Origin of the sequence: Pseudomonas sp. LLC-1, assembly GCF_002992185.1 — a bacterium.
GTDB classification, from domain to species: domain Bacteria; phylum Pseudomonadota; class Gammaproteobacteria; order Pseudomonadales; family Pseudomonadaceae; genus Aquipseudomonas; species Aquipseudomonas monteilii.
The window spans coordinates 284,838-306,955 of sequence record NZ_LUVY01000006.1; the positions used below are offsets into that span (position 1 = coordinate 284,838).

At 63.0% G+C, this 22,118-nt stretch carries 18 protein-coding genes; 9 read left to right on the plus strand and 9 right to left on the minus strand.

Annotated elements, in window-relative coordinates; all coding sequences use genetic code 11:
* The first annotated feature begins 154 nt into the window (after window positions 1–154).
* The 4 genes from A0O30_RS05105 to pcaC are packed head-to-tail and all read left to right on the plus strand — an operon-like array spanning window position 155 to window position 4,012.
* On the plus strand, window positions 155–1,444 hold the full coding sequence (locus A0O30_RS05105; RefSeq protein ID WP_025753926.1) for an MFS family transporter: 1,290 nt from the start codon (window positions 155–157) through the stop codon (window positions 1,442–1,444).
* 9 nt (window positions 1,445–1,453) lie between these two features.
* Window positions 1,454–2,806, plus strand: a complete 1,353-nt coding sequence (locus A0O30_RS05110; protein WP_016713637.1) for a 3-carboxy-cis,cis-muconate cycloisomerase — start codon at window positions 1,454–1,456, stop codon at window positions 2,804–2,806.
* 11 nt (window positions 2,807–2,817) lie between these two features.
* The gene (gene pcaD / locus A0O30_RS05115) at window positions 2,818–3,609 is read left to right on the plus strand and encodes a 3-oxoadipate enol-lactonase (protein WP_105945784.1); all 792 of its coding nucleotides are present in this window, start codon (window positions 2,818–2,820) and stop codon (window positions 3,607–3,609) included.
* Window positions 3,610–3,619: 10 nt separating this feature from the next.
* Window positions 3,620–4,012, plus strand: coding sequence for a 4-carboxymuconolactone decarboxylase (pcaC, locus tag A0O30_RS05120; RefSeq protein WP_003251949.1), 393 nt, complete (start codon window positions 3,620–3,622; stop codon window positions 4,010–4,012).
* A gap of 3 nt (window positions 4,013–4,015) precedes the next feature.
* Here the strand turns inward: pcaC and A0O30_RS05125 are convergent, their stop codons facing one another.
* The 6 genes from A0O30_RS05125 to ttgA all read right to left on the minus strand — a co-directional run bounded on the left by A0O30_RS05125 (window position 4,016) and on the right by ttgA (window position 13,001).
* Window positions 4,016–4,525, minus strand: a complete 510-nt coding sequence (locus A0O30_RS05125) for a DUF962 domain-containing protein (protein WP_060497969.1) — start codon at window positions 4,523–4,525, stop codon at window positions 4,016–4,018.
* Window positions 4,526–4,599: 74 nt separating this feature from the next.
* The gene (locus A0O30_RS05130; RefSeq protein ID WP_105945785.1) at window positions 4,600–5,523 is read right to left on the minus strand and encodes a LysR family transcriptional regulator; all 924 of its coding nucleotides are present in this window, start codon (window positions 5,521–5,523) and stop codon (window positions 4,600–4,602) included.
* Between the two features lie 212 nt (window positions 5,524–5,735).
* Window positions 5,736–6,989 carry an OprD family porin gene (locus A0O30_RS05140; protein WP_019097260.1) on the minus strand — a complete coding sequence of 418 codons (1,254 nt, stop codon included), beginning with the start codon at window positions 6,987–6,989 and terminating at the stop codon, window positions 5,736–5,738.
* Window positions 6,990–7,239: 250 nt separating this feature from the next.
* Window positions 7,240–8,694 carry an AdeC/AdeK/OprM family multidrug efflux complex outer membrane factor gene (locus A0O30_RS05145; protein WP_105945787.1) on the minus strand — a complete coding sequence of 485 codons (1,455 nt, stop codon included), beginning with the start codon at window positions 8,692–8,694 and terminating at the stop codon, window positions 7,240–7,242.
* Window positions 8,691–11,843, minus strand: coding sequence for a multidrug efflux RND transporter permease subunit TtgB (gene ttgB / locus A0O30_RS05150; RefSeq protein WP_060497965.1), 3,153 nt, complete (start codon window positions 11,841–11,843; stop codon window positions 8,691–8,693). Before ttgB ends, A0O30_RS05145 begins: the two co-directional genes overlap by 4 nt.
* A gap of 3 nt (window positions 11,844–11,846) precedes the next feature.
* Window positions 11,847–13,001, minus strand: a complete 1,155-nt coding sequence (gene ttgA, locus A0O30_RS05155) for a toluene efflux RND transporter periplasmic adaptor subunit TtgA (protein WP_105945788.1) — start codon at window positions 12,999–13,001, stop codon at window positions 11,847–11,849.
* A 257-nt stretch (window positions 13,002–13,258) separates the two neighbouring features.
* Here ttgA and ttgR point away from each other — a divergent pair, with 257 nt between their 5' ends.
* Window positions 13,259–13,891, plus strand: coding sequence for an efflux transport transcriptional regulator TtgR (ttgR, locus tag A0O30_RS05160; RefSeq protein WP_021785779.1), 633 nt, complete (start codon window positions 13,259–13,261; stop codon window positions 13,889–13,891).
* 83 nt (window positions 13,892–13,974) lie between these two features.
* On the opposite strand, the gene A0O30_RS05165 is transcribed toward ttgR, so the two are convergent.
* Entirely contained in the window at window positions 13,975–15,426 is a 1,452-nt protein-coding gene (locus A0O30_RS05165; RefSeq protein WP_105945789.1) for an MDR family MFS transporter, read from the minus strand.
* Window positions 15,427–15,789: 363 nt separating this feature from the next.
* On the opposite strand from A0O30_RS05165, the gene A0O30_RS05170 reads away from it, so the two are divergent.
* Window positions 15,790–16,659 (plus strand): oxaloacetate decarboxylase, encoded by an 870-nt coding sequence (locus tag A0O30_RS05170; RefSeq protein WP_016713647.1) that lies wholly within the window; start codon window positions 15,790–15,792, stop codon window positions 16,657–16,659.
* Between the two features lie 257 nt (window positions 16,660–16,916).
* Here the strand turns inward: A0O30_RS05170 and A0O30_RS05175 are convergent, their stop codons facing one another.
* A complete protein-coding gene (locus A0O30_RS05175) occupies window positions 16,917–17,822 on the minus strand; it encodes a LysR family transcriptional regulator (RefSeq protein ID WP_105945790.1) in 906 nt (301 codons plus the stop codon).
* Window positions 17,823–17,923: 101 nt separating this feature from the next.
* Here A0O30_RS05175 and A0O30_RS05180 point away from each other — a divergent pair, with 101 nt between their 5' ends.
* Both A0O30_RS05180 and A0O30_RS05185 read left to right on the plus strand, forming a co-directional pair.
* Window positions 17,924–18,799, plus strand: a complete 876-nt coding sequence (locus tag A0O30_RS05180) for an MBL fold metallo-hydrolase (protein ID WP_105945791.1) — start codon at window positions 17,924–17,926, stop codon at window positions 18,797–18,799.
* A gap of 27 nt (window positions 18,800–18,826) precedes the next feature.
* Entirely contained in the window at window positions 18,827–19,441 is a 615-nt protein-coding gene (locus A0O30_RS05185) for an NAD(P)-dependent oxidoreductase (RefSeq protein ID WP_105945792.1), read from the plus strand.
* Between the two features lie 36 nt (window positions 19,442–19,477).
* Here A0O30_RS05185 and A0O30_RS05190 read toward each other — a convergent pair whose 3' ends face one another.
* Window positions 19,478–20,353 carry a LysR substrate-binding domain-containing protein gene (locus A0O30_RS05190; protein WP_105945793.1) on the minus strand — a complete coding sequence of 292 codons (876 nt, stop codon included), beginning with the start codon at window positions 20,351–20,353 and terminating at the stop codon, window positions 19,478–19,480.
* A 114-nt stretch (window positions 20,354–20,467) separates the two neighbouring features.
* On the opposite strand from A0O30_RS05190, the gene A0O30_RS05195 reads away from it, so the two are divergent.
* Window positions 20,468–22,105 carry a 5-guanidino-2-oxopentanoate decarboxylase gene (locus tag A0O30_RS05195; RefSeq protein ID WP_105945794.1) on the plus strand — a complete coding sequence of 546 codons (1,638 nt, stop codon included), beginning with the start codon at window positions 20,468–20,470 and terminating at the stop codon, window positions 22,103–22,105.
* Window positions 22,106–22,118 lie beyond the last annotated feature (13 nt).

Here is a 22,118-nt window from a genome sequence, read left to right on the forward strand (position 1 = left end):
TTGCCCACTGCACAACGAAAACCTGTGGGAGCGGGCTTGCCCGCGAAGAGGCCGGTCTTGTTAGACACAAGGCCAATTGCCAGCCAGAAAGCGGAACGAGTGTGTTACCAGGTATGTCTAGACTTACCTGGGACCCTCTAGGAGTAAAACCGTCATGACCTCAACCTATTACACCGGCGAAGAACGCAGCAAGCGCATCTTCGCTATTGTCGGTGCCTCATCAGGCAACCTGGTGGAATGGTTCGACTTCTACGTCTACGCGTTCTGCGCGATCTACTTTGCCCCGGCTTTCTTCCCTTCCGACGACCCTACCGTGCAGTTGTTGAACACGGCAGGTGTTTTCGCCGCAGGCTTTTTGATGCGCCCCATCGGTGGCTGGATCTTCGGCCGCCTCGCTGACCGCCATGGTCGCAAGAATTCCCTGATGATCTCGGTGCTGATGATGTGCTTCGGCTCCCTGATGATCGCCTGCCTGCCCACTTACGCCAGCATCGGTACCTGGGCGCCAGCGCTGCTGTTGCTGGCCCGCCTGATCCAGGGCCTGTCGGTGGGCGGCGAATACGGCACCACTGCCACCTACATGAGTGAAGTGGCGTTGCGCGGTCAGCGCGGCTTTTTTGCTTCGTTCCAGTACGTCACCCTGATCGGCGGCCAGTTGCTGGCGGTGCTGGTGGTGGTGATCCTGCAACAGTTGCTCACAGAAGATGAGCTGCGTGCCTGGGGCTGGCGTATTCCGTTCGTGGTTGGCGCCATCGCCGCGCTGATCTCGCTGATGCTGCGCCGCTCGCTGCACGAAACCAGCAGCGCCGAAACCCGTCAGGACAAGGACGCCGGCACCATCAAGGGCCTGTTCCGCAATCACGCCGCGGCCTTTGTGACCGTGCTTGGCTATACCGCGGGTGGCTCGCTGATCTTCTACACCTTCACCACTTACATGCAGAAGTACCTGGTGAACACGGCCGGCATGACGGCAAAAAACGCCAGCTACGTGATGACCGGTGCGTTGTTCCTGTTCATGGTGCTGCAGCCGTTCTTCGGCATGCTGTCCGATCGCATCGGCCGGCGTAATTCGATGCTGCTGTTCGGGGCGCTCGGTACCCTGTGCACCGTGCCGCTGCTGATGGCGCTGAAAACGGTGACCAGCCCGTTCATGGCCTTTGTACTGATCAGCCTGGCGTTGTGTATCGTCAGTTTCTACACCTCGATCAGCGGCCTGGTGAAGGCCGAGATGTTCCCGCCGCAGGTGCGTGCGCTGGGCGTGGGCCTGGCCTATGCAGTGGCCAACGCGGCATTCGGCGGCTCTGCCGAGTACGTGGCCCTGGGCCTGAAGACCCTGGGTATGGAAAACACTTTCTACTGGTACGTGACGGCCATGATGGCGATTGCCTTCCTGTTCAGCCTGCGCCTGCCGAAGCAGGCGGCGTACCTGCATCACGATGATTAAGGACGTGGCATGACCAACCAACTGTTCGACGCCTATTTCACCGCGCCGGCCATGCGCGAGATCTTCTCCGACCGTGGCCGCTTGCAGGGCATGCTGGATTTCGAAGCTGCGCTGGCCCGTGCCGAAGCCGCTGCCGGGCTGGTGCCGCACAGCGCCGTGGCCGCCATCGAGGCCGCTTGCCAGGCCGAGCGCTATGACGTTGGCGCGCTGGCCAATGCCATCGCCACCGCGGGTAACTCGGCAATCCCGCTGGTGAAGGCGTTGGGCAAGGTGATTGCCAGCGGCGTGCCCGAGGCCGAGCGCTATGTGCACCTGGGCGCCACCAGCCAGGATGCGATGGACACCGGGCTGATCTTGCAGCTGCGCAATGCCCTCGACCTGATCGAAGCCGACCTTGGCAAGCTGGCCGACACCCTGTCGCAGCAAGCCTTGAAGCATGCTGATACCCCACTGGTAGGCCGCACTTGGTTGCAGCATGCCACCCCGGTGACCCTGGGCATGAAACTGGCTGGCGTGTTAGGCGCCTTGACCCGCCACCGCCAGCGCCTGCAGGAACTGCGCCCGCGCCTGCTGGTGCTGCAGTTCGGCGGTGCCTCGGGCAGCCTGGCGGCCTTGGGCAGCAAGGCGATGCCGGTGGCCGAGGCCCTGGCGGAACAGTTGAAGCTGACGCTGCCGGAGCAACCCTGGCACACCCAGCGCGACCGCCTGGTGGAGTTTGCCTCGGTGCTGGGCCTGGTGGCCGGCAGCCTGGGCAAGTTCGGCCGCGATGTCAGCTTGCTGATGCAGACCGAGGCGGGGGAGGTGTTCGAGCCTTCCGCGCCGGGCAAGGGCGGTTCTTCCACCATGCCGCACAAGCGCAACCCGGTGGGCGCTGCCGTGCTGATCGGCGCCGCCACCCGTGTGCCGGGCCTGGTGTCGACGCTGTTCGCCGCCATGCCCCAGGAGCACGAGCGCAGCCTGGGCCTGTGGCATGCCGAGTGGGAAACCCTGCCGGATATCTGCTGCCTGGTTTCCGGCGCGCTGCGCCAGGCCCAGGTCATTGCCGAGGGCATGGAAGTGGATGCAGCGCGCATGCGCCGTAACCTCGACCTTACCCAAGGCCTGGTGCTGGCCGAAGCGGTGAGCATCGTGCTGGCCCAGCGCCTTGGCCGCGACCGTGCCCACCACCTGCTGGAGCAATGCTGCCAGCGCGCCGTGGCAGAACAGCGTCACCTGCGTGCCGTGCTGGGTGACGAACCGCAGGTCAGTGCCGAACTGTCTGCCGAAGAACTTGATCGCCTGCTCGACCCTGCCCACTACCTGGGCCAGGCGCGCGTCTGGGTGGCGCGCGCCGTGACCGAACATCAACATTTCACTGCCTGAAGGAGACCGCTGTGGCGCACTTGCAACTGGCCGATGGCGTTTTGAACTACCAGATCGATGGCCCGGAAAACGCCCCCGTACTCGTCCTGTCCAACTCGCTGGGCACTGACCTGGGCATGTGGGACACCCAGATTCCACTGTGGAGCCAGCACTTCCGGGTGCTGCGCTACGACACCCGTGGCCACGGTGCCTCGCTGGTCACTGAAGGCCCCTACAGCATCGAGCAACTGGGGCGGGACGTGCTGGCCCTGCTCGATGGCCTGGACATTCAGAAAGCGCACTTCGTCGGCCTGTCGATGGGCGGCTTGATCGGCCAGTGGCTGGGCATCAACGCCGGTGATCGCCTGCACAGCCTGACCCTGTGCAACACTGCCGCCAAGATTGCCAACGACGAGGTGTGGAACACCCGTATCGACACCGTGCTCAAAGGCGGCCAGCAGGCCATGGTCGACCTGCGCGATGCGTCCATCGCCCGTTGGTTCACCCCAGGCTTTGCCCAGGCCCAGCCCGCGCAGGCCCAGCGCATCTGCCAGATGCTGGCGCAAACCAGCCCGCAAGGCTATGCCGGCAACTGTGCAGCGGTGCGTGATGCCGATTACCGTGAGCAACTGGGCCGCATCGAGGTGCCGGCGCTGATCGTTGCCGGTACCGAAGACGTGGTGACCACCCCTGAGCATGGCCGCTTCATGCAGGCCGGTATCAACGGTGCCGAGTACGTCGACTTCCCGGCCGCACACCTGTCGAACGTCGAAATCGGTGAGGCCTTCAGCCGCCGCGTGCTCGACTTCCTGCTGGCTCACTGAGGACAACGCCATGGACGAGAAACAACGTTACGACGCCGGCATGCAAGTGCGCCGCGCGGTGCTGGGCGATGCCCATGTGGACCGCAGCCTGGAAAAGCTCAACGACTTCAACGGCGAGTTCCAGGAGATGATCACCCGCCATGCCTGGGGTGATATCTGGACCCGCCCGGGCCTGCCGCGCCATACCCGCAGCCTGATCACCATCGCCATGCTGATCGGCATGAACCGCAACGACGAGCTGAAACTGCACCTGCGTGCGGCAGCCAACAACGGCGTGACCCGCGACGAGATCAAGGAAGTGCTGATGCAAAGCGCGATCTACTGCGGCATCCCGGCGGCCAACGCCACGTTCCACATGGCTGAGTCGGTGTGGGATGAGCTGGGTGTAGAATCGCGCCAGTAAGCGTTATTGCTGAAGCCTGACCGGCCCTGCAGAGGTTTCCACGGCCGACTTCAGGGCCGGGCACAGGCCCAGCATGAACGCAGCTTCTGCCACCACGAACAGCGGCCCGATGATCAGGCCGCTGACATCGTCGACAAAGGCCGGTTTACGGCCTTCGTAGTAATGGCCGACGAACTGGATGATCCAGCCCAGCACGAATGCCCCCAGCCCGGCGCTTAGCCACAGCATTGTGGTCTGCATTGCCAGCACCTGGCCTACCCACAGGCACAACCCCAACAGCAGCCCCATCACCAGCCCGAAGCGCAGGTCCAGGCGCAGGTAGAACCATACCGAGGCCGCTGCGGCCAGCAGGGCCGGGGATAGCCACATGCCGGCCACCTCCCAGCCAGGGCGCGATAGCAAGATGGTGACGGCCAGCACGATCATGGGGATGCCGACGAAGTGGGTGGCGATGTTGCGTGGGTCGCGGTGATAGCTGGCGTACTGGCTCAGGTGGTCGACGAGGTTTTTCATTGTTGTGCCTCCCTGTTCAGCGTTGTTTTGCCTGATAGTGAACAGGATAGCCCGCAGCCACCACTATCATCAGCTCAGCGAATGGCAGCAGCCCGCACTGGCATATCCAGCCCCACCAGTGTCTCGATCATCGCCCGCGCAGCCGGCGACAATCGATAGCCACTGCGGCTGACCACCCCACAGCGCACGCTCAACACTTCCAGTGCAGGCGGTAAGTTGCGCCAGTGCAGGCGCACCAGTGTGCCTGCGGCCAAATCTTCGGCCACCGCCTCTTCGCTGGCGGTACCAATGGCATCGCTGGCCTGTACCACGCTGCGTAGCACCGCCAGGTGCTCAGTTTGCAAATGCGGGGTGAAATCGCTGCGCCCGCTCAGGTTGGCCAGGCGCTTGCGCACACCGGGGGCGAGCAGGGCGCTGGCCAGTGGGTAACTGAACAGGTCGTTGGTCGACAGGCTGTCCTTGGCCAGCAACGGATGGCCGGGGCGGCAGAAGAACAGGCCGGGGCGTGGTGACAGGGGCTCGGTGTGGAAATTGGGGTCGGCTTCGAACGGGCGGATATCATCGACGAAAAACTCGATCTGTTCGCGGCGCAAGGCCTGACCGAGGCGTTCGCTGTTGTCCACCAGCAGGGACGTGCGGATACCGGGATGGCGCTCGATGAAGTGGCGCAGGGCATCGGGCACCAGGCGCACGGCCAGGGCCGGGCCGCTGCCGAAGTGCAACTCGCCGGCGTCGAGCTTGGTCATCTGCAGCACTTCGTTGCTCAGCTGCGCAGCGCCTTGAACCAACCGGCGGGCATGTTGCAGTACCACCAGACCTTCGGGTGTAGGCGGCAGGGCTTTGCTGGCGCGGTCGACCAACGGGCAGCCGAAGGTGTGTTCCAGGCCTTGGATGGCACGGCTGAAGGCGGGTTGGGTGATGCCCATGGCCTCGGCGGCACGGACGAAACTGCGGTATTCGGTAAGGGCGATGAAGTAGCGCAGCTGGCGGAGGTCCATGTCACGGCTCTGGGGCGGGGATCAGGGGCCTATTCAAGCTGTTACAGCTTATGTCGTCAAAGAAGGATTATTTTTTATTTTATTCATTTTGGTTATTTATAGTTGCTACTGGCCCTATCGCCGGCAAGCCAGCTCCCACAGGTACTGCACAGGCCATGACGCGTGTGCAGTACCTGTGGGAGCTGGCTTGCCGGCGATAGGGCCAGTTCAGATCACAGCAAATTCAGCGGGTAACTCACAATCAACCGGTTCTCATCGAACGCGTTGGTGCTGAAGTCCCGGCGCATGGTGGAGTTGCGCCATTTCACCGACAGGTCCTTGAAGCTGCCCGACTGCACCACGTACGCCAGTTCGGTCTCCCGTGCCCACTCCTTGCCATCATCCACGCTGCCCACGGTGACGTTGTCACCCTTGATGTAGCGGTTCATCAACGTCAACCCAGGCACGCCAACGGTGGCGAAGTTGAAGTCATGGCGCACCTGCCAGGAGCGTTCCTTGGCATTGTCGAAGCTGGAGTTGTAGCTGTCGTTGGCCAAGGTGCCGCCACTGGTGCCGTTGACCCGCATCCAGGCATCGTCGCCGCTGACCTTTTGCAGGCCGACGTAGAAGGTGTGGCCTTGGTAGCGTGCCGAAAGCATGGCCGAGGCGGTGCGGTTGTCCAGTTTGCCGGCGCGTTCGGCACCGTCTTCCTTGCCGATGAAGTAGCCCAGGTTGGCACCCAGGGTCCAGTCGCCCAGCGGTTGGCTGTGCGTCAGGTTGAGGTATTGCTGGCGGTAGATGTCCTTGAGCTGGGCATCCCACAGGCCAATCATGGTGCGCTTGTCGTTGAAGGTGTACTCACCGCCGCCGAAGTTGAAACGGTCAGAGGTGAACGCGCCTTTGCCGTTCATCGACATGTCTTCCATGCTGGCATCGTTACGCGGGCTGTTGCCGCGGAACTGGCCGGCGTACAAGGTCAGGCCGGCGATTTCCTTCGAGGTCAGCTGGCCGCCGCGGAAGGTCTGTGGCAGCGAGCGCCCATCGTCCGAGCGCAGGATGGGCAGTACCGGCATCCATTCACCGACTTTCAGCTCGGTTTCGGAGAGCTTGGCTTTCAGCGCCACACCCAGTCGGCCGAAGTCATCAGCCGGGCGGCCGTCATCATGCACGGGCAGCAGGTGCGTGTTGGTGGTGCCTTTGCCGCCGTCGAGCTTGACCGAGTACATGCCCAGGACGTCCACGCCGAAACCGACGGTGCCTTGGGTGAAGCCGGAGCGGGCGTCGAGAATGAAGCTTTGTGTCCATTCTTCGGCCTTGGCCTGCGGGTGGGCGGGGTCGACGAAGTTGCGGTTGATGTAGAAGTTGCGCAGGTTGAGGGTGGCCTTGGCGTCCTCCATGAAACCGCCTTCGGCGGCGAACAGCGGGAAGGCGCAGGACATGGCCAACAGGCCGGGCAGCAGCTGGCGTGCGGGTTGCAAAGTGCTCATCTGTCGTGGATCTCTTGTTTTTATGGGGCGAGCCGGTGCACTGCTGGATCGAGCCTGCAGGTGCGGGTCTTTTGGATGAACTTGGGCAACGTTGCGTGAGGGGATGGTGCGGGGTTGTGCGGGGGTGAGGCAATTCGCCGCAAACGGAATGGGGCGATAATCGAACGGAATGTTCCGGTTGGTTAATTAATTTCCTCCGGCAAACAAAAGGCCCACCGCAAGGGTGGGCCTGATGCTGTTACATCATGAGTCAGCTTTTCGGTACGTCTACCGATGCCTGCTGGTTGGCCTGCCCGGTCTGCTCATACCAGCCACCACCAAGTGCTTTGTACAGGTTGACCTCGCTGGTCAGCTGCGACAGGCGGTCGGTGATCAGCGATTGTTGGGCGCTGAACAGGTTGCGCTGGGCATCGAGGAAGGTCAGGTTGCTGTCGATCCCGATGCGGTAGCGGCGTTCGGCCAGGCGGTAGTAGTCCTGGTTCGCCTGCACCAGGTCACGCTGGGCCTGCAGTTGCTCTTCGAAGGTTTTTCGCGCCGCCAGGCCATCGGAGACTTCCTGGAAGGCGGTCTGGATGGTTTTTTCGTACTTGGCGACGTTGATGTCCTTCTGGATCTTCGAGTAGTCCAGGCTGGCCTTCAGGCTGCCGGCGTTGAAGATCGGCAGGTTGATCTGCGGCTGGAACAGCCAGGTGCCCTGGCCGCCCGAGAACAGGTGGCCCATGTCGGGGCTCAGGCTGCCAGCGTTGGCCGTCAGGCTGATGCTCGGGAAGAACGCTGCGCGGGCGGCGCCAATATTGGCGTTGGCGGCCTTGAGCAGGTGTTCGGCTTCCTGGATGTCCGGGCGACGCTGGAGGATGTCCGACGGCAGGCCGGCTGGCACTTCGGCCAGTTGGTCGGCATCGAGCTGCAGCGGCTTGGCCAGGTCGGCCGGAATACCGGTGCCCAGCAACACGGTCAGGCTGTTGACGTCCTGGGCGACCAGGCGCTGGTACTGCGAGTATTTGACCCGGGCGCCTTCCACGGCGGTGCGCGCCTGGCTGACATCCAGTGCCGAAGCCACGCCGACTTCGTTGCTGCGACGGGTGAGGTTGTAGCTTTCCTCGTAGGTCTTCAGCGTTTCTTCGGTCAGCTTGAACAGCGCCTGATCGGCCTGCCAGGTGTAATAGGCGTTGGCCACGCTGGCCACCAGGGCGATCTGCGTGGAGCGGCGCGCCTGCTCGCTGGACAGGTAGGTTTCCAACGCCTGCTCGGTCAGGCTGCGCACACGGCCGAACAGGTCCAGCTCGTAGGCGCTGACGCCCAGGGTGGCCGAGTACTGGCTGCTGATGCTCGACTCACCGGAGGTCGACATGTTTGCCGGCAAGCGCTGGCGGCTGCCGCTGCCAGTGGCCGAAACCGCGGGGAACAGGTCGGCACGCTGGATGCGGTATTGCGCGCGGTAGGCGTCGATGTTCAACGCGGCGACGCGCAGGTCGCGGTTGTTGACCAGCGAGGTCTGGATCAGCTGCTGCAGTGCCGGGTCGTGGAAGAACTGGCGCCAGCCCTGTTCGGCGGCGGCAACGTCTGCCGACTGGGTCGGCGAGTACGCAGGGCCTTGCGGCCACTGCGCTGCCACCGGCGATTCCGGGGTCTGGTAGTCGGGGATCAGCGAGCAGCCGCCAAGAATGAAAGCGGTTACCGCCAGGGACAACAAAGACTTGGTCATTGCCCAGCCTCATAACGTGGAGTTTCAGGGGTGACGTCTTTTTCCGGCTCTTTGCTGCCGAACAGCGACGACACTGCGACGAAGAATAGCGGTACCCAGAAGATAGCCAGCACGGTCGCACTGATCATGCCGCCGATCACGCCGGTACCAATGGCGTGCTGGCTGCCGGCGCCGGCGCCACTGGCGATGGTCAACGGTACCACGCCGAGGATGAACGCCAGCGAGGTCATGATGATCGGGCGCAGACGCATGCGGCACGCTTCGATCGCCGCGTCGTACAGGCTGCGGCCTTGCTCGTGCAGCTCCTTGGCGAACTCGACGATCAGGATGGCGTTCTTCGCCGCCAGGCCGATGGTGGTCAACAGGCCGACCAGGAAGTACACGTCGTTGGACAAGCCGCGCAGGCTGGTGGCGATCAGGGCACCGATGATACCCAGCGGTACTACCAGCACTACGGCGATCGGGATCGACCAGCTTTCGTACAGGGCTGCCAGGCACAGGAACACGAACAGTACCGAGAGGGCGAACAGCGCCGGCATTTGCGAGCCGGAGAGTTTTTCCTCGTAGGACATGCCGGTCCAGGAGAAGCCAATGCCGCTTGGCAGTTCGCCAGCAATGCGCTCGACCTCGGCCATGGCTTCACCGGTACTGTAACCCGGCGCTGGCGCACCCAGAATTTCCATTGCCTCGACACCGTTGTAGCGCGACAGCTTCGGCGAACCGTAGGTCCACTCGCCCTTGGCGAAGGAAGAGAACGGCACCATCTCGCCAGCGCCATTGCGCACGTACCACTTCTGCAGGTCTTCCGGGCTCATCCGGGAGTTTGGTTCGCCCTGGATGTACACCTTCTTGACCCGGCCACGGTCGATGAAGTCGTTGACGTAGCTGGCACCCAAGGCAATCGACAGGGTGTTGTTGATGTCGGCGATGGTCACGCCCAGGGCGCTGGCACGTTCGTCATCGATGGTCAGCTGGTACTGCGGCTCGTCGTTCAGGCCGTTGGGGCGCACGGCACTGAGGATCTTGCTTTGTGCAGCCTTGGCCAGGAACTGGTTGCGCGCTTCCATCAGCTTCTCATGGCCGACACCGCCGCGGTCCTGCAGGAACACGTCGAAGCCGGTGGCGTTACCCAGTTCGAGCACTGCTGGCGGGGCGAAGGCGAACACCATGGCATCGCGGAAGGTGAAGAAGTGCTGCTGGGCACGCTGGGCCAGGGCGAACACGCTGTTCTCCTTGGAACGCTCATCCCAAGGCTTGAGCATGATGAACGCCATACCCGAGCTCTGGCCGCGACCGGCGAAGTTGAAGCCGTTGACGGTGAACACGGAGGCCACGGTGTCGGCTTCTTCCTTCAGCAGATACTCACGCATCTGGTCGACCACCACCTGGGTGCGCTCGGCACTGGAACCGGCCGGGGTCTGTACCTGGGCGAACAGTACGCCTTGGTCTTCCTCAGGCAGGAAGGCGGTAGGAATACGGGCGAACAGCCAGATCATGCCAACCACGATCAGTGCATAGGCCAGCAGGAACGGCACCTTGTTGCGCAGGATGGTACCGACGCTGCGTTCGTAGCCGGTTACGCTGCGGTCGAAGTTGCGGTTGAACCAGCCAAAGAAGCCACGCTTGGCCACATGGTGCTCGCCCTTCTTCAGCGGCTTGAGCATGGTGGCGCACAGGGCCGGGGTGAAGATAAGCGCCACCAGCACCGACAGGCCCATGGCCGAGACGATGGTGATGGAGAACTGCCGGTAGATCACACCCGTGGAGCCACCGAAGAACGCCATGGGCAGCAGTACCGCCGACAGCACCAGGGCAATACCCACCAGGGCACCCTGGATCTGCTCCATCGAGCGCTTGGTCGCTTCCTTGGGCGGCAGGCCTTCCTCGGACATTACCCGCTCGACGTTCTCCACCACGACGATGGCGTCGTCCACCAGCAAGCCGATGGCCAGGACCATGGCGAACATGGTCAGGGTGTTGATGCTGAAGCCCGCAGCGGCCAGGATGCCGAAGGTACCCAGCAACACCACCGGAACGGTCATGGTGGTGATGATGGTGGCGCGGAAGTTCTGCAGGAACAGGTACATCACCAGGAATACCAGGACCACGGCTTCGATCAGGGTGTGGATCACACCGCTGATCGATTCGGTGACCACCGGGGTGGTGTCATACGGGAATACGGCTTTCACCCCTGGCGGGAAGAACGGTTCCAGGTCGGAGATGGTCTGGCGCAGCGCCTTGGCGGTGTCCAGGGCGTTGGCGCCGGTTGCCAGTTTTACCGCCAGGCCGGAAGCCGGCTTGCCGTTGAACTGGGCGCTGACCGCGTAGTTTTCACCGCCCAGGCCTACCTGGGCGACATCACCCAGACGCACCTGCGAACCGTCGCTGTTGACCTTGAGCAGGATCTTTTCGAACTGCTCGGCAGTCTGCAGACGGGTCTTGCCGATGATGGTGGCGTTCAGCTGGGTACCCGGCAACGCTGGCAGGCCGCCGAGCTGACCGGAAGACACCTGCACGTTCTGCGCGGCCACGGCGGTCTTGACGTCGACCGGGGTCAGCTGGAACTTGTTCAGCTTGGCCGGATCGAGCCAGATACGCATGGCGTACTGGGCACCGAACACCTGGAAGTCACCCACGCCTGCAGTACGCGAGATCGGGTCCTGCATGTTGGAGACGATGTAGTTGGCCAGGTCGTCCTTGGTCATGCTGCCGTCTTCGGACACCAGGCCGATCACCAGCAGGAAGTTTTTAACTGCCTTGGTAACGCGGATACCTTGCTGCTGCACTTCTTGCGGCAGCAGCGGGGTGGCCAGGTTCAGCTTGTTCTGTACCTGCACCTGCGCAGTGTCGGCGTTGGTGCCTTGCTCGAAGGTAGCGGTAATGGTCATGCTGCCGTCGGAGTTACTCTCCGACGACACATAACGCAGGTTGTCGATACCGTTGAGCTGCTGCTCGATCACCTGTACCACGGTGTCCTGCACGGTTTGCGCCGAGGCGCCCGGGTAGGTCACGGCGATGGCGATGGCCGGCGGCGCGATGCTGGGGTACTGGTTGATCGGCAACTTCAGGATCGACAAGGCGCCGACCAGCATGATCACCAAGGCGATCACCCAGGCGAAGATCGGGCGATCGATAAAGAACTTCGACATGGTTTACTCCGCTTTGGCGTCTGCTTTCGCCGCGTTGGCCTGATCAGGGCTGGCCGGCTTCTTGACGTTGGTGGCTTCGCTGACCTTCACTTCGACGCCCGGGCGCACGTACTGCAGCCCTTCGGTGATCAGGCGGTCACCCGGGTTGAGGCCTTCCTCGATCAGCCAGTCGCTGCCCAGGGTACGGTTGGCCTTGAGCTGGCGCAGCTCGACCTTGTTCTCCTGGTTGACCACCAGCGCGGTCGGCGCGCCTTTGAGGTCGCGGGTCACGCCCTGTTGCGGCGCCAGGATGGCGTTGGCGTTGACACCTGCCTTCAGCCGCGCATGCACGAACATGCCAGGCAGCAGGGTGTGGTCGGGGTTGGGGAAGATGGCGCGCAGGGTGACCGAGCCGGTGGTCTCGTCGACCGCGACTTCGGAGAACTCCAGGCGACCTTCCTGCTTGAACAGGCTGCCGTCTTCCAGCACCAGCTGTACCGAGGCGGTGTTGTCGCCGGCCTTCTGCAACTGGCCGCTTTCCAGGTCACGGCGCAGCTTGAGCAGCTCGGCGGTGGACTGGGTGACGTCGACGTAGATCGGGTCGAGCTGCTGGATGGTGGCCATGGCGTTGCTCTGGCCATTGCTCACCAGCGCACCTTCGGTGACCGAAGAACGGCCGATACGGCCACTGATCGGTGCCAGCACCTTGGTGTAGCGCAGGTCGATCTGGGCGCTTTTCAGCGAAGCCTCGGCCTGCAATCGTTTGGCATTGGCGTCGTCGTATTCCTGTTTGGAAACGGCTTGCTCGTCGATCAGTTGCTTGTAGCGCTCGGCCAGCGAGCGGGTAGCCTGCAGGTTGGCCTGGGCATTGGCCAGGGTGGCTTCGTACACGGAAGGATCGATCTGGTAGAGCTGCTGGCCTTCCTTGACCTCACTGCCTTCCTTGAACAGGCGCTTGAGGATAATGCCGTTGACCTGCGGGCGCACTTCGGCGACGCGGTAGGCACTGGTACGCCCCGGCAATTCCGAGGTCAGGGTGAAGGCTTGGGGCTGGATGGTCACGACGCCGACCTGAGGAGCCTGCGCCGCTGGCGCTGCTTCTTCTTTCTTACAGCCACTGAGCAGGGTTGCCAGGGCGACGGCGGAAACCAGAGCGGTAACGGCTGGCTTGAATTGCATGAGGATCCTCGGGTCGCTGGAGCAGGGAGACGCTCAAGAGTAGTGGAAGTGTCTTGATCTGGAAAAGATGCTATCCGGTGGATAAATAGCTTGCTAAGGAATATACTTACATTCATGGTTGTTTGTAAATACCGCTGAGTTGTACTTAGGTACCGCCACAGCCCTTGATTAGCTCATCCGCGAGGCCCCCTGCAGAGGTGCCCCCGGAGCGTTCCCCGTACGCGCTGCGCGTTCGGGCCAGATGAGGTTGTACTGCCATGGTCCGTCGAACCAAAGAGGAAGCCCAGGAAACCCGCGCCCAGATCATCGAGGCGGCGGAAAAGGCCTTCTACAAGCGCGGGGTTGCGCGAACCACCCTGGCCGACATCGCCGAACTGGCGGGTGTGACGCGCGGGGCGATCTACTGGCACTTCAACAACAAGGCCGAACTGGTGCAGGCGCTGCTCGACAGCCTGCACGAGACCCATGACCATTTGGCGCGGGCCAGCGAAAGCGAGGACGAAGTCGACCCGCTTGGCTGCATGCGCAAGCTGTTGTTGCAGGTGTTCAACGAGCTGGTGCTCGATGCCCGAACCCGGCGTATCAATGAAATCCTGCATCACAAGTGCGAGTTCACCGATGACATGTGTGAAATTCGCCAGCAGCGCCAGGGCGCGGTGCTGGATTGCCACAAGGGCATCACCCTGGCGCTGGCCAATGCCGTGCGCCGGGGCCAGTTGCCTGGCGAGCTGGATGTCGAGCGCGCGGCGGTGGCCATGTTTGCCTATGTCGATGGCCTGATCGGGCGCTGGCTGTTGCTGCCTGACAGTGTCGATCTGTTGGGTGATGTCGAAAAATGGGTCGACACCGGGTTGGATATGCTGCGCTTGAGCCCGGCGCTGCGCAAATGACACTTTGTTAAGGATTGTGAGGGAGTGTTTCCCCTTTGTATTAAGCGGGGATTAAAGGCGGGGCCGGCGGGTGGCCCCGCGCTTCAGCGCCCCCGCAGTTGCCGGTCGGGCATTGCCACTGCGGCTACTAGCCCGAGCACCGCAATCAGGGCACTTCCCATCAGCAAATGACGGAATGTTTCAGTCAGGCGCGCCTGTGTCACCAGGTCCACTTCACCGGCCTTCAGGCTCCCCAGCAACGGGTTACCCAGCATTTCAAATCCGCCCTGATGCAGCAGCGCCAGTAACAGGCTGGACATGCACGCCACGCCCATGGCCCCGCCCAGCGAACGGAACAGGTTGGTGGTGCTGGTGGCCACACCAATGTCTTTGCTTTCCACCGCGCTTTGCGTGCCCACCAGCGATGTCGGGAACTGCAGCCCGCAGGCGATGCCGGTCAGCAGCATGAACAGCGCGCTGAGCAAAGCCGATTGTGGCGGCGTCAGCGCCATGGCGAAAATGGCCACGGGCATCAACAACGCACCGGCCAGGATCTGCGGCTTGTAGCGCCCCGTGCGGCTGGTCATGCGACCGCCGGTGAAGGCGCCAAGGGGCAGGCCCATGGCCAGTGGCAACAGGTGCAGCGCGGCGCTGTCGGCGCCAGCACCCGTGATGCCCTGGTAGCGTAACGGCATGAGCATCGTCAGGGAAATCGACTGGAAGCTGGCGAAGAAGATCACCCCCCAGCACAGCACCGCCACCCGATTGCTGAACAGGTCCAAGGGCAATAGCGGCTCCGGGCAGCGCCGCTCATGGGCGATGAACAACGCCAGGCCCAGTACAGCGCAGGCGAAAAGGGCCAGTACGGCAGGATCAATCCAGGCGTGGCCCTGACCGACCAAGGTGATGCCCAGCAACAAGCTGCCCAGGCCGAGTATCAGCAGCACGGCGCCGAGGTAATCCACCTGGGCCTCGCGTCGCTGCGCCGGCATGCCACCGAGGGCACGGCGGATCGCCCACAAGGCAACCAGCCCCAGCGGCAGGTTGATCCAGAATACCCAGCGCCACGACAAGTACTCGGTCAGCCAGCCGCCCAGCACTGGCCCGGCGACGCTGGCCACGGCGTACATGCTGCTGAAATAACCCTGGTAGCGGCCGCGCTCACGCGGCGGCACGAAATCGCCGATGATCGCCTGGCTGACCGAGACCATGCCGCCCGCGCCAATGCCCTGCAGTACACGGGCCAGCACCAGCTGTTGCATGTCCTGGGCCATGGCGCACGCGATGGAGGCCAGGGTGAACAGGCTGATACCGGTCAGGATCATCCGCCGCCGCCCGTACAGATCACCCAGTTTGCCGTAGATCGGCACGGCCACGGTCATCGCCACCATGTAGCCGGAGATCACCCAGGCCAGCAGGCCGACATCGTTGAACTGGGCCGAGATTGCCGGCAGCGAGACGGCGACGATGGTCTGGTCCAGTGCGCCGAGGAAAATGGCCAGCATGAGAGCGGTGAGCACGTTGCGCAGGGTGGTGGGGGGCAGGGCGGCGGTCACGGGAATACCTTGTCTGTCTGTTACGGCCTCTTTGTGGGCAAGTCGGATTGTAACCTGAGTTAGGTAGCTTCCTATGTACTATCTGCATCCCCTATGCCGAATCGGCATTGGCGCATTCATCCAGTGCTGCATGGCTGCGTGATATCGTTGGTATGCCACAGAGGCTGAAATTCGCGGCCTGCACCAGCTTGGTGCAACATTCTGCCGCAGGTTTTTCAGTGTGCTGTCTCCCACACCTTTTATTCCTCTGCCTGCATGTCGAGCATGACCGCCCAGATGGCGACGGTTGGAACAGGTCAGGTAGACCCGATTACAGGGGTCGGTAGTTACCGTTCAAATTTCAACTTAAATTGCGGAGTGATCATGCCCAAGGCTTCCCATCAAGATCTGCGTTTTGCCTTCCGCGAGCTGCTCGCTTCAGGTTCCTGTTACCACACTGCATCGGTGTTCGACCCGATGTCGGCGCGCATTGCCGCAGACCTCGGCTTCGAGGTCGGTATCCTCGGTGGTTCCGTTGCTTCGTTGCAGGTATTGGCCGCGCCGGACTTTGCCCTCATTACCCTCAGCGAGTTCGTCGAGCAGGCCACCCGTATTGGCCGGGTAGCGCAGCTGCCGTTCCTGGCTGACGCCGACCATGGCTATGGCAACGCGCTGAACGTGATGCGCACGGTGATCGAACTGGAGCGCGCCGGCGTGGCTGCGTTGACCATCGAGGACACCCTGCTGCCTGCCCAGTTCGGGCGCAAGTCCACCGACCTGATTCCGGTCGAGGAGGGCGTTGGCAAGATTCGTGCGGCGCTGGAGGCACGGGTCGATTCGTCGTTGTCGATCATTGCCCGCACCAACGCAGGCGTGCTCACCACCGAAGAAATCATCGTGCGCACCCAGAGCTACCAGAAAGCCGGTGCCGATGGCATCTGCATGGTGGGGGTGAAGGACTTCGAGCAGCTTGAGCAAATTGCCGAGCACCTGACCGTGCCGCTGATGCTGGTTACCTATGGCAACCCGAACCTGCGCGATGACGAGCGCCTGGCGCGCCTGGGCGTACGTATCGTGGTCGATGGCCACGCGGCCTACTTTGCTGCGATCAAGGCCACCTACGACTGCCTGCGCCTGCAACGCGGCCAGCAGAACAAGTCGGAAAACCTCAGCGCGACCGAACTCTCGCACACCTACACCCAGCCCGAGGACTACATCCGCTGGGCCAAGGAATACATGAGCGTGGAAGAGTGACCGGCGGCGCGCCGTCAACTCAACGGACGGCGCTCAAGGTTGCGGTGTGAGGCACGCAATGTGCCTGCTCGCAGCTGTTGGCGGCACTGGGCTGGCTGCGTAGCAGCTCGGCGCGCCAACAGGCTGAGCCGTACAGCCCTGCGACAGCAGTCAGGGCCATGACAAGGGCGACTCTTCTTGATTTGATGCCCATGGTACTCACCTCCTGTTACAGCGACAGGTGATACCGTTAAGCGTAGGTCATTTCTCACGTTACATCAGAGATCCCGGTCCCACTCGGGCTCGTCCTTGAACCGCTGCACCAGAAAATCCAGCATGCTGCGCAAGGTGGCCGGCATGTGCTTGCGTGACGTGTACACCGCATTCAGGTTCAGTTCGCGGGGCTTTGCCTCGGGCAGCAGGCGCACCAGTTCGCCCCGGCGCAGGGCGTCGGCGGCCTGGTAGGTTGGCAGCATGGCGATACCCGCGCCAGCCAGCGCGGCCTTTTGCAATGTCATGGCTTCGTTGGCACTGATGTTCCCCGTCACCGGCACGGCGATCTGTTGGCCGCCCACCTCGAAATGCCACAGGCTATGGCCGAAATAGGCATGGGTCAGGCAGTTATGCCGGCTCAGTTCTTCGACCCGCTGTGGGGTGCCATGCTCAAGCAGGTAAGCGGGGGACGCACACACCACCGAGCGGCATATGCTCAGGCGCCGGGCGATCAGGTTGGGGTCCAGGTCGTTGCTGGTGCGGATGGCCAGGTCGATACGCTCGTCCACCAGGTTGACGGTACGGTCGAGCATCTGCAGTTCCACCTTCACGCCTGGATAGCGCCGCACATAGGCAGCCACCGCATCCACCAGCTGCGCCTGGCCAAAGGACGTACTGACGCTGATGCGCAATGCGCCCTTGGGCGCGTCATCCGGCTGTTGCACGGCAGCCTGCAGGTCACCGGCCAACTCCAGCAACTGCCGACAGCGTGGCAGGGTTTCCTGGCCGGCGGCGGTGAGGCTGAGCTTGCGTGTGGTGCGCTGCATCAGGCGCGCGCCCACCCAGTCTTCCAGCTCTGCCAGATAGCGCGACACCACCGGCCGCGATAGCTGCAAATGATCCGCCGCTGCCGACTGGCTGCCCAGGTCGACGACGGTGACGAAAACGCGCATGGCGTTGAGACGGTCCATGATTTGCCCGGTTTCAGAAACAAACTATGTTTGAGCATCGCATTTTTTGTCATGGATCGGGCAACTAAGCTGTTGCCATCGTTATCTGGAAGGCGTTGCCAATGTCCCTGTTCACTCCCTTGCGTGGCCTGCTGCTGGCCTGCGTGACCCTGGCCGGCCCGGCGCTGGCCGCAGAACCCTTGAAGCTGGAAGTCTACAACCCCGGGCATGAGGCCATCTTCCCGGTCAGTTCGGTGATTGTCAGTGGCAAGCACGATGCCGTGCTGGTCGATGCCCAGCTCGGTAAGGCCCAGGCCCAGCAACTGGTGCAGCGCCTGCGAGCTGGAGGCAAGCACCTGACTACCATCTATATCAGCCACGGTGACCCGGATTACTACTTCGGCCTGGACACCCTGACAAACGCTTTCCCCGACGCCAAGGTGCTGGCCTCGGCCGCCACTGTCGCGCATATCCGTCAGACCATGGACGCCAAGCTGGCGTACTGGGGCCCGCAGATGGGGGCAGACAAACCGGCACGGCTGGTGCTGCCACAGGTACTGGAAGGCAACCGATTGACGCTGGAAGGGCAGGCCCTTGAGGTGGTTGGCCTTGACGGTCCGCAACCAGACCGCAGCTTTGTGTGGATCCCGTCGATCAAGGCGGTGGTCGGCGGCGTGGTGGTGTCCGAGCACATTCATGTGTGGATGGCCGATACCCAGACGGCCCAGTCGCATGCCGACTGGCTCGGCACCCTGGCGCACATCGAAGCGCTGGCGCCGCGTACGGTCATCCCGGGCCATTACCTGGGGGACAGCAGCCGCTCGCTGGAAGCTGTGCGTTTCACGGCGAACTACATTCGTGACTTCGATGCCCAAGCGGCCAAGGCAAAAGACGCGGGTGCCTTGATCGAGGCGATGAAGCAACGTTACCCGGGCCTGGCCGATGAAAGCTCCCTGGAGCTGGGTGCCAAGGTCGCCAAGGGCGAGATGAAGTGGTAATTCCGTTCAATTGATGGAGAGTATCCCATGAGCAAGATCGCAATCATCGGTGCCACTGGCCGTGCTGGCAGCCAGTTGCTGGAGGAGGCCCTGCGCCGTGGCCACAGTGTACTGGCCATCGCCCGTGACCCTTCGAAACTGGAGGGCCGGGCGGGAGTGACCGTCAAGGCGCTGGATGCCAAGGACAGCGCGGCCCTGCAAGCTGCGGTCGCGGGCGTGGATGCCGTGCTGAGCGCTGCGCATTTCTCGACCATCGAGCCGCACGCGATCATCGAGCCGGTCAAGCGGGCCGGGGTCAAGCGCTTGCTGGTGGTGGGCGGTGCGGGCAGCCTGCTGTTGCCGTCGGGGCACCGGGTGATCGACAGCCCGGACTTCCCGGAAGCCTACAAGGCCGAGGCCACGGCTGGCGTGCGCTTTTTGGAGGCGCTGCAGCGGGAGCCGAACCTGGACTGGACCTTCCTGTCGCCATCGGCGGAGTTCGTTGAAGGTGAGCGCAGCGGGCGGTACACGCTGGGCAAGGATCATCTGCTGATTGGTGCAGACGGCAAAAGCTGGATCACCTTCGCCGACTTTGCGATTGCCTTGATCGATGAGCTGGAAAAGCCGGCGCATTCGCGCCAGCGGTTTACCGTCGGGTATTGATTCGCCCTCTTCGCGGGCACGCCCGCGAAGAGGCCTTCATAGGCTGGCCTGGCTCTCCAGCCAGTCCAGCAATTCCACCAACCCCGGCGGCAAGCTCCTGGCCTGGCTCACCAGGTAGTACCCCTTACCAGTCATCACCTTCAGCGCAAACGGCATGCACAGCCGCCCCCCGCGCAGATCATCACCAATCAGCGACCAGTCGCCAATTGCCACCCCGGTCCCCTGCGAGGCCATGGCCATTGCCATGTCCAGCGTCTCGAAGTGCTGCTTGGGCCCATGAGCGGCCAGCGTCACCCCGGCCGCCTGCAACCACAACCGCCAGTCATGCTCGTCCCGCGATGGGTGCAGCAACATGTGCCGCGACAGGTCATCCACCTGCCGCAAGGGTACTGGCCCGTCGCATAGCGACGGCGCACACACCGGCGTCAGCTGTTCATCGAACAACTTGCGCACCTGTAACCCGTGGTTCGGCGTGTCGCCATAGACCACTGCCGCATCGAAGCCCTCCCGGCGAAAGTCCACCCCGTGCTGCACCGTGGTCGTCAGCTCCACCGGCACATCCGGGCGCAGTGCTTGCCACTCCATCAGGCGTGGCAGTAACCAGCGCATCACGCAGGTGGGTGCCTTGAGCTGCAAGGTCGTGCTGCGTCCGCCCACCTCATTCACGCCTTGTTCGATCAGTGCGAACACCTGCTGCACCCGTGGCAGCCAGTCCTGGCCTTCACGGGTCAGGCTCAGCCCACGGGCCTGGCGCTGGAACAACGCATACCCCAGGTGCTCCTCAAGGGCCGCGATCTGGCGACTGACGGCGCCTTGCGTGATGTGCAGCTGTTGCCCGGCACGGGTGAAGTTGCAGTGCTGGGCGGTCACCAGAAAGGTGTGCAGGGCGGGTAAGGGCGGTAGGCGTTTCATTGCGATAAGCCATGATTACAGGACATGGCTAGTATGTGTTTTTTTGCATTGTGGTGGTAGTCGTGGGTTGGGTCCAATAAGCACATAACCCAACCAGATTCATGGTGAACCCTGATGGCAACGTGCGGCGAAGTACTGGTCAAACTCCTTGAAGGCTATGGCGTGGACCATGTCTTCGGCATTCCCGGTGTACATACCGTGGAGCTCTATCGCGGCCTGGCGGGTTCGTCCATTCGCCACATCACTCCGCGCCACGAGCAGGGTGCCGGGTTCATGGCTGACGGCTATGCGCGCACCCGTGGTAAACCCGGAGTGTGCTTCATCATCACCGGCCCGGGCATGACCAACATCACCACGGCGATGGGCCAGGCCTATGCCGATTCGATCCCGATGCTGGTGATTTCCAGCGTGCAGTCCCGTGACCAGTTGGGCGGTGGCCGTGGCAAGCTGCACGAGCTGCCCAACCAGGCGGCGCTGGTGTCGGGCGTGGCTGCGTTTTCCCACACCTTGATGAGTGCAGCAGACCTGCCGCAGGTGTTGGCCCGGGCATTTGCCGTGTTCGACAGCGCCCGACCACGCCCGGTGCATATCGAAATCCCGCTCGACGTGCTGGTCGAACCGGCCGATTTCCTGCTGCCGGGCCGGCCCGTGCGCGGTAGCCGTGCGGGGGCTGCCCCGCAAGCTGTAACACAGATGGCCGAGCGCCTGGCCGGTGCAAAGCGGCCGTTGATTCTGGCAGGGGGGGGCGCGTTGGCAGCCGGTGCTGCCTTGGCACGTCTGGCCGAACACCTTCAGGCACCGGTGGCGCTCACCATCAATGCAAAGGGTTTGCTGCCGGCCAGCCACCCGCTGCAAATCGGTTCGACCCAGTCGTTGCCTGCCACGCGGGCGCTCGTCGCCGAGGCCGACGTGGTGCTGGCGATCGGTACCGAACTGGCTGAAACCGATTATGACGTGACGTTCAAGGGTGGCTTCGAGATCCCGGGAAGCCTGCTGCGCATCGATATCGACCCGGACCAGACCGTGCGCAATTACCTGCCGGAGCTGGCGCTGGTGGCTGATGCCGAATTGGCCGCCGAAGCGCTGCTCGGTGCTTTGCAGACTCAGCCGCAACCCGTGCGTGAAAGCACCTGGGGTGTGGCCCGGGTGGCCAACCTGCGCGAGGCTCTGGCGGCAGGCTGGGACCAGCCGACACTGAGCCAGACGCGTTTGCTGAGCGCCATTCTTGAGCGACTGCCCAATGCCATTCTGGTGGGCGATTCGACCCAGCCGGTGTACACCGGCAACCTGACCCTGGACATGGATCAGCCACGTCGCTGGTTCAATGCCTCGACCGGCTACGGCACCCTGGGTTATGCGCTACCTGCGGCCATGGGCGCCTGGCTCGGGAGTGCGGAGCAAATCGGCCAGCGTGCGCCTGCGGTGTGCCTGATTGGCGATGGTGGTATGCAATTCACCCTGCCGGAGCTGGCCAGCGCGGTGGAGGCGCAGGTGCCGCTGATCGTGCTGCTGTGGAATAACCAAGGGTACGAGGAAATCAAGAAGTACATGGTCAACCGGGCGATCGAGCCGGTTGGTGTGGATATTCATACGCCGGACTTCATCGGCGTGGCGCGGGCGTTGGGCGCGGCGGCGGAGAATGTGGCGGATGTGGCGCAGTTGCAGGCGGCGCTGGGGCAGGCGGTGGAACGCAAGGGGCCGACCTTGATTCAGGTAGATCAGAACCAGTGGCAAGAAACAGTGCAGGGATAATGTAGTGCTTGAC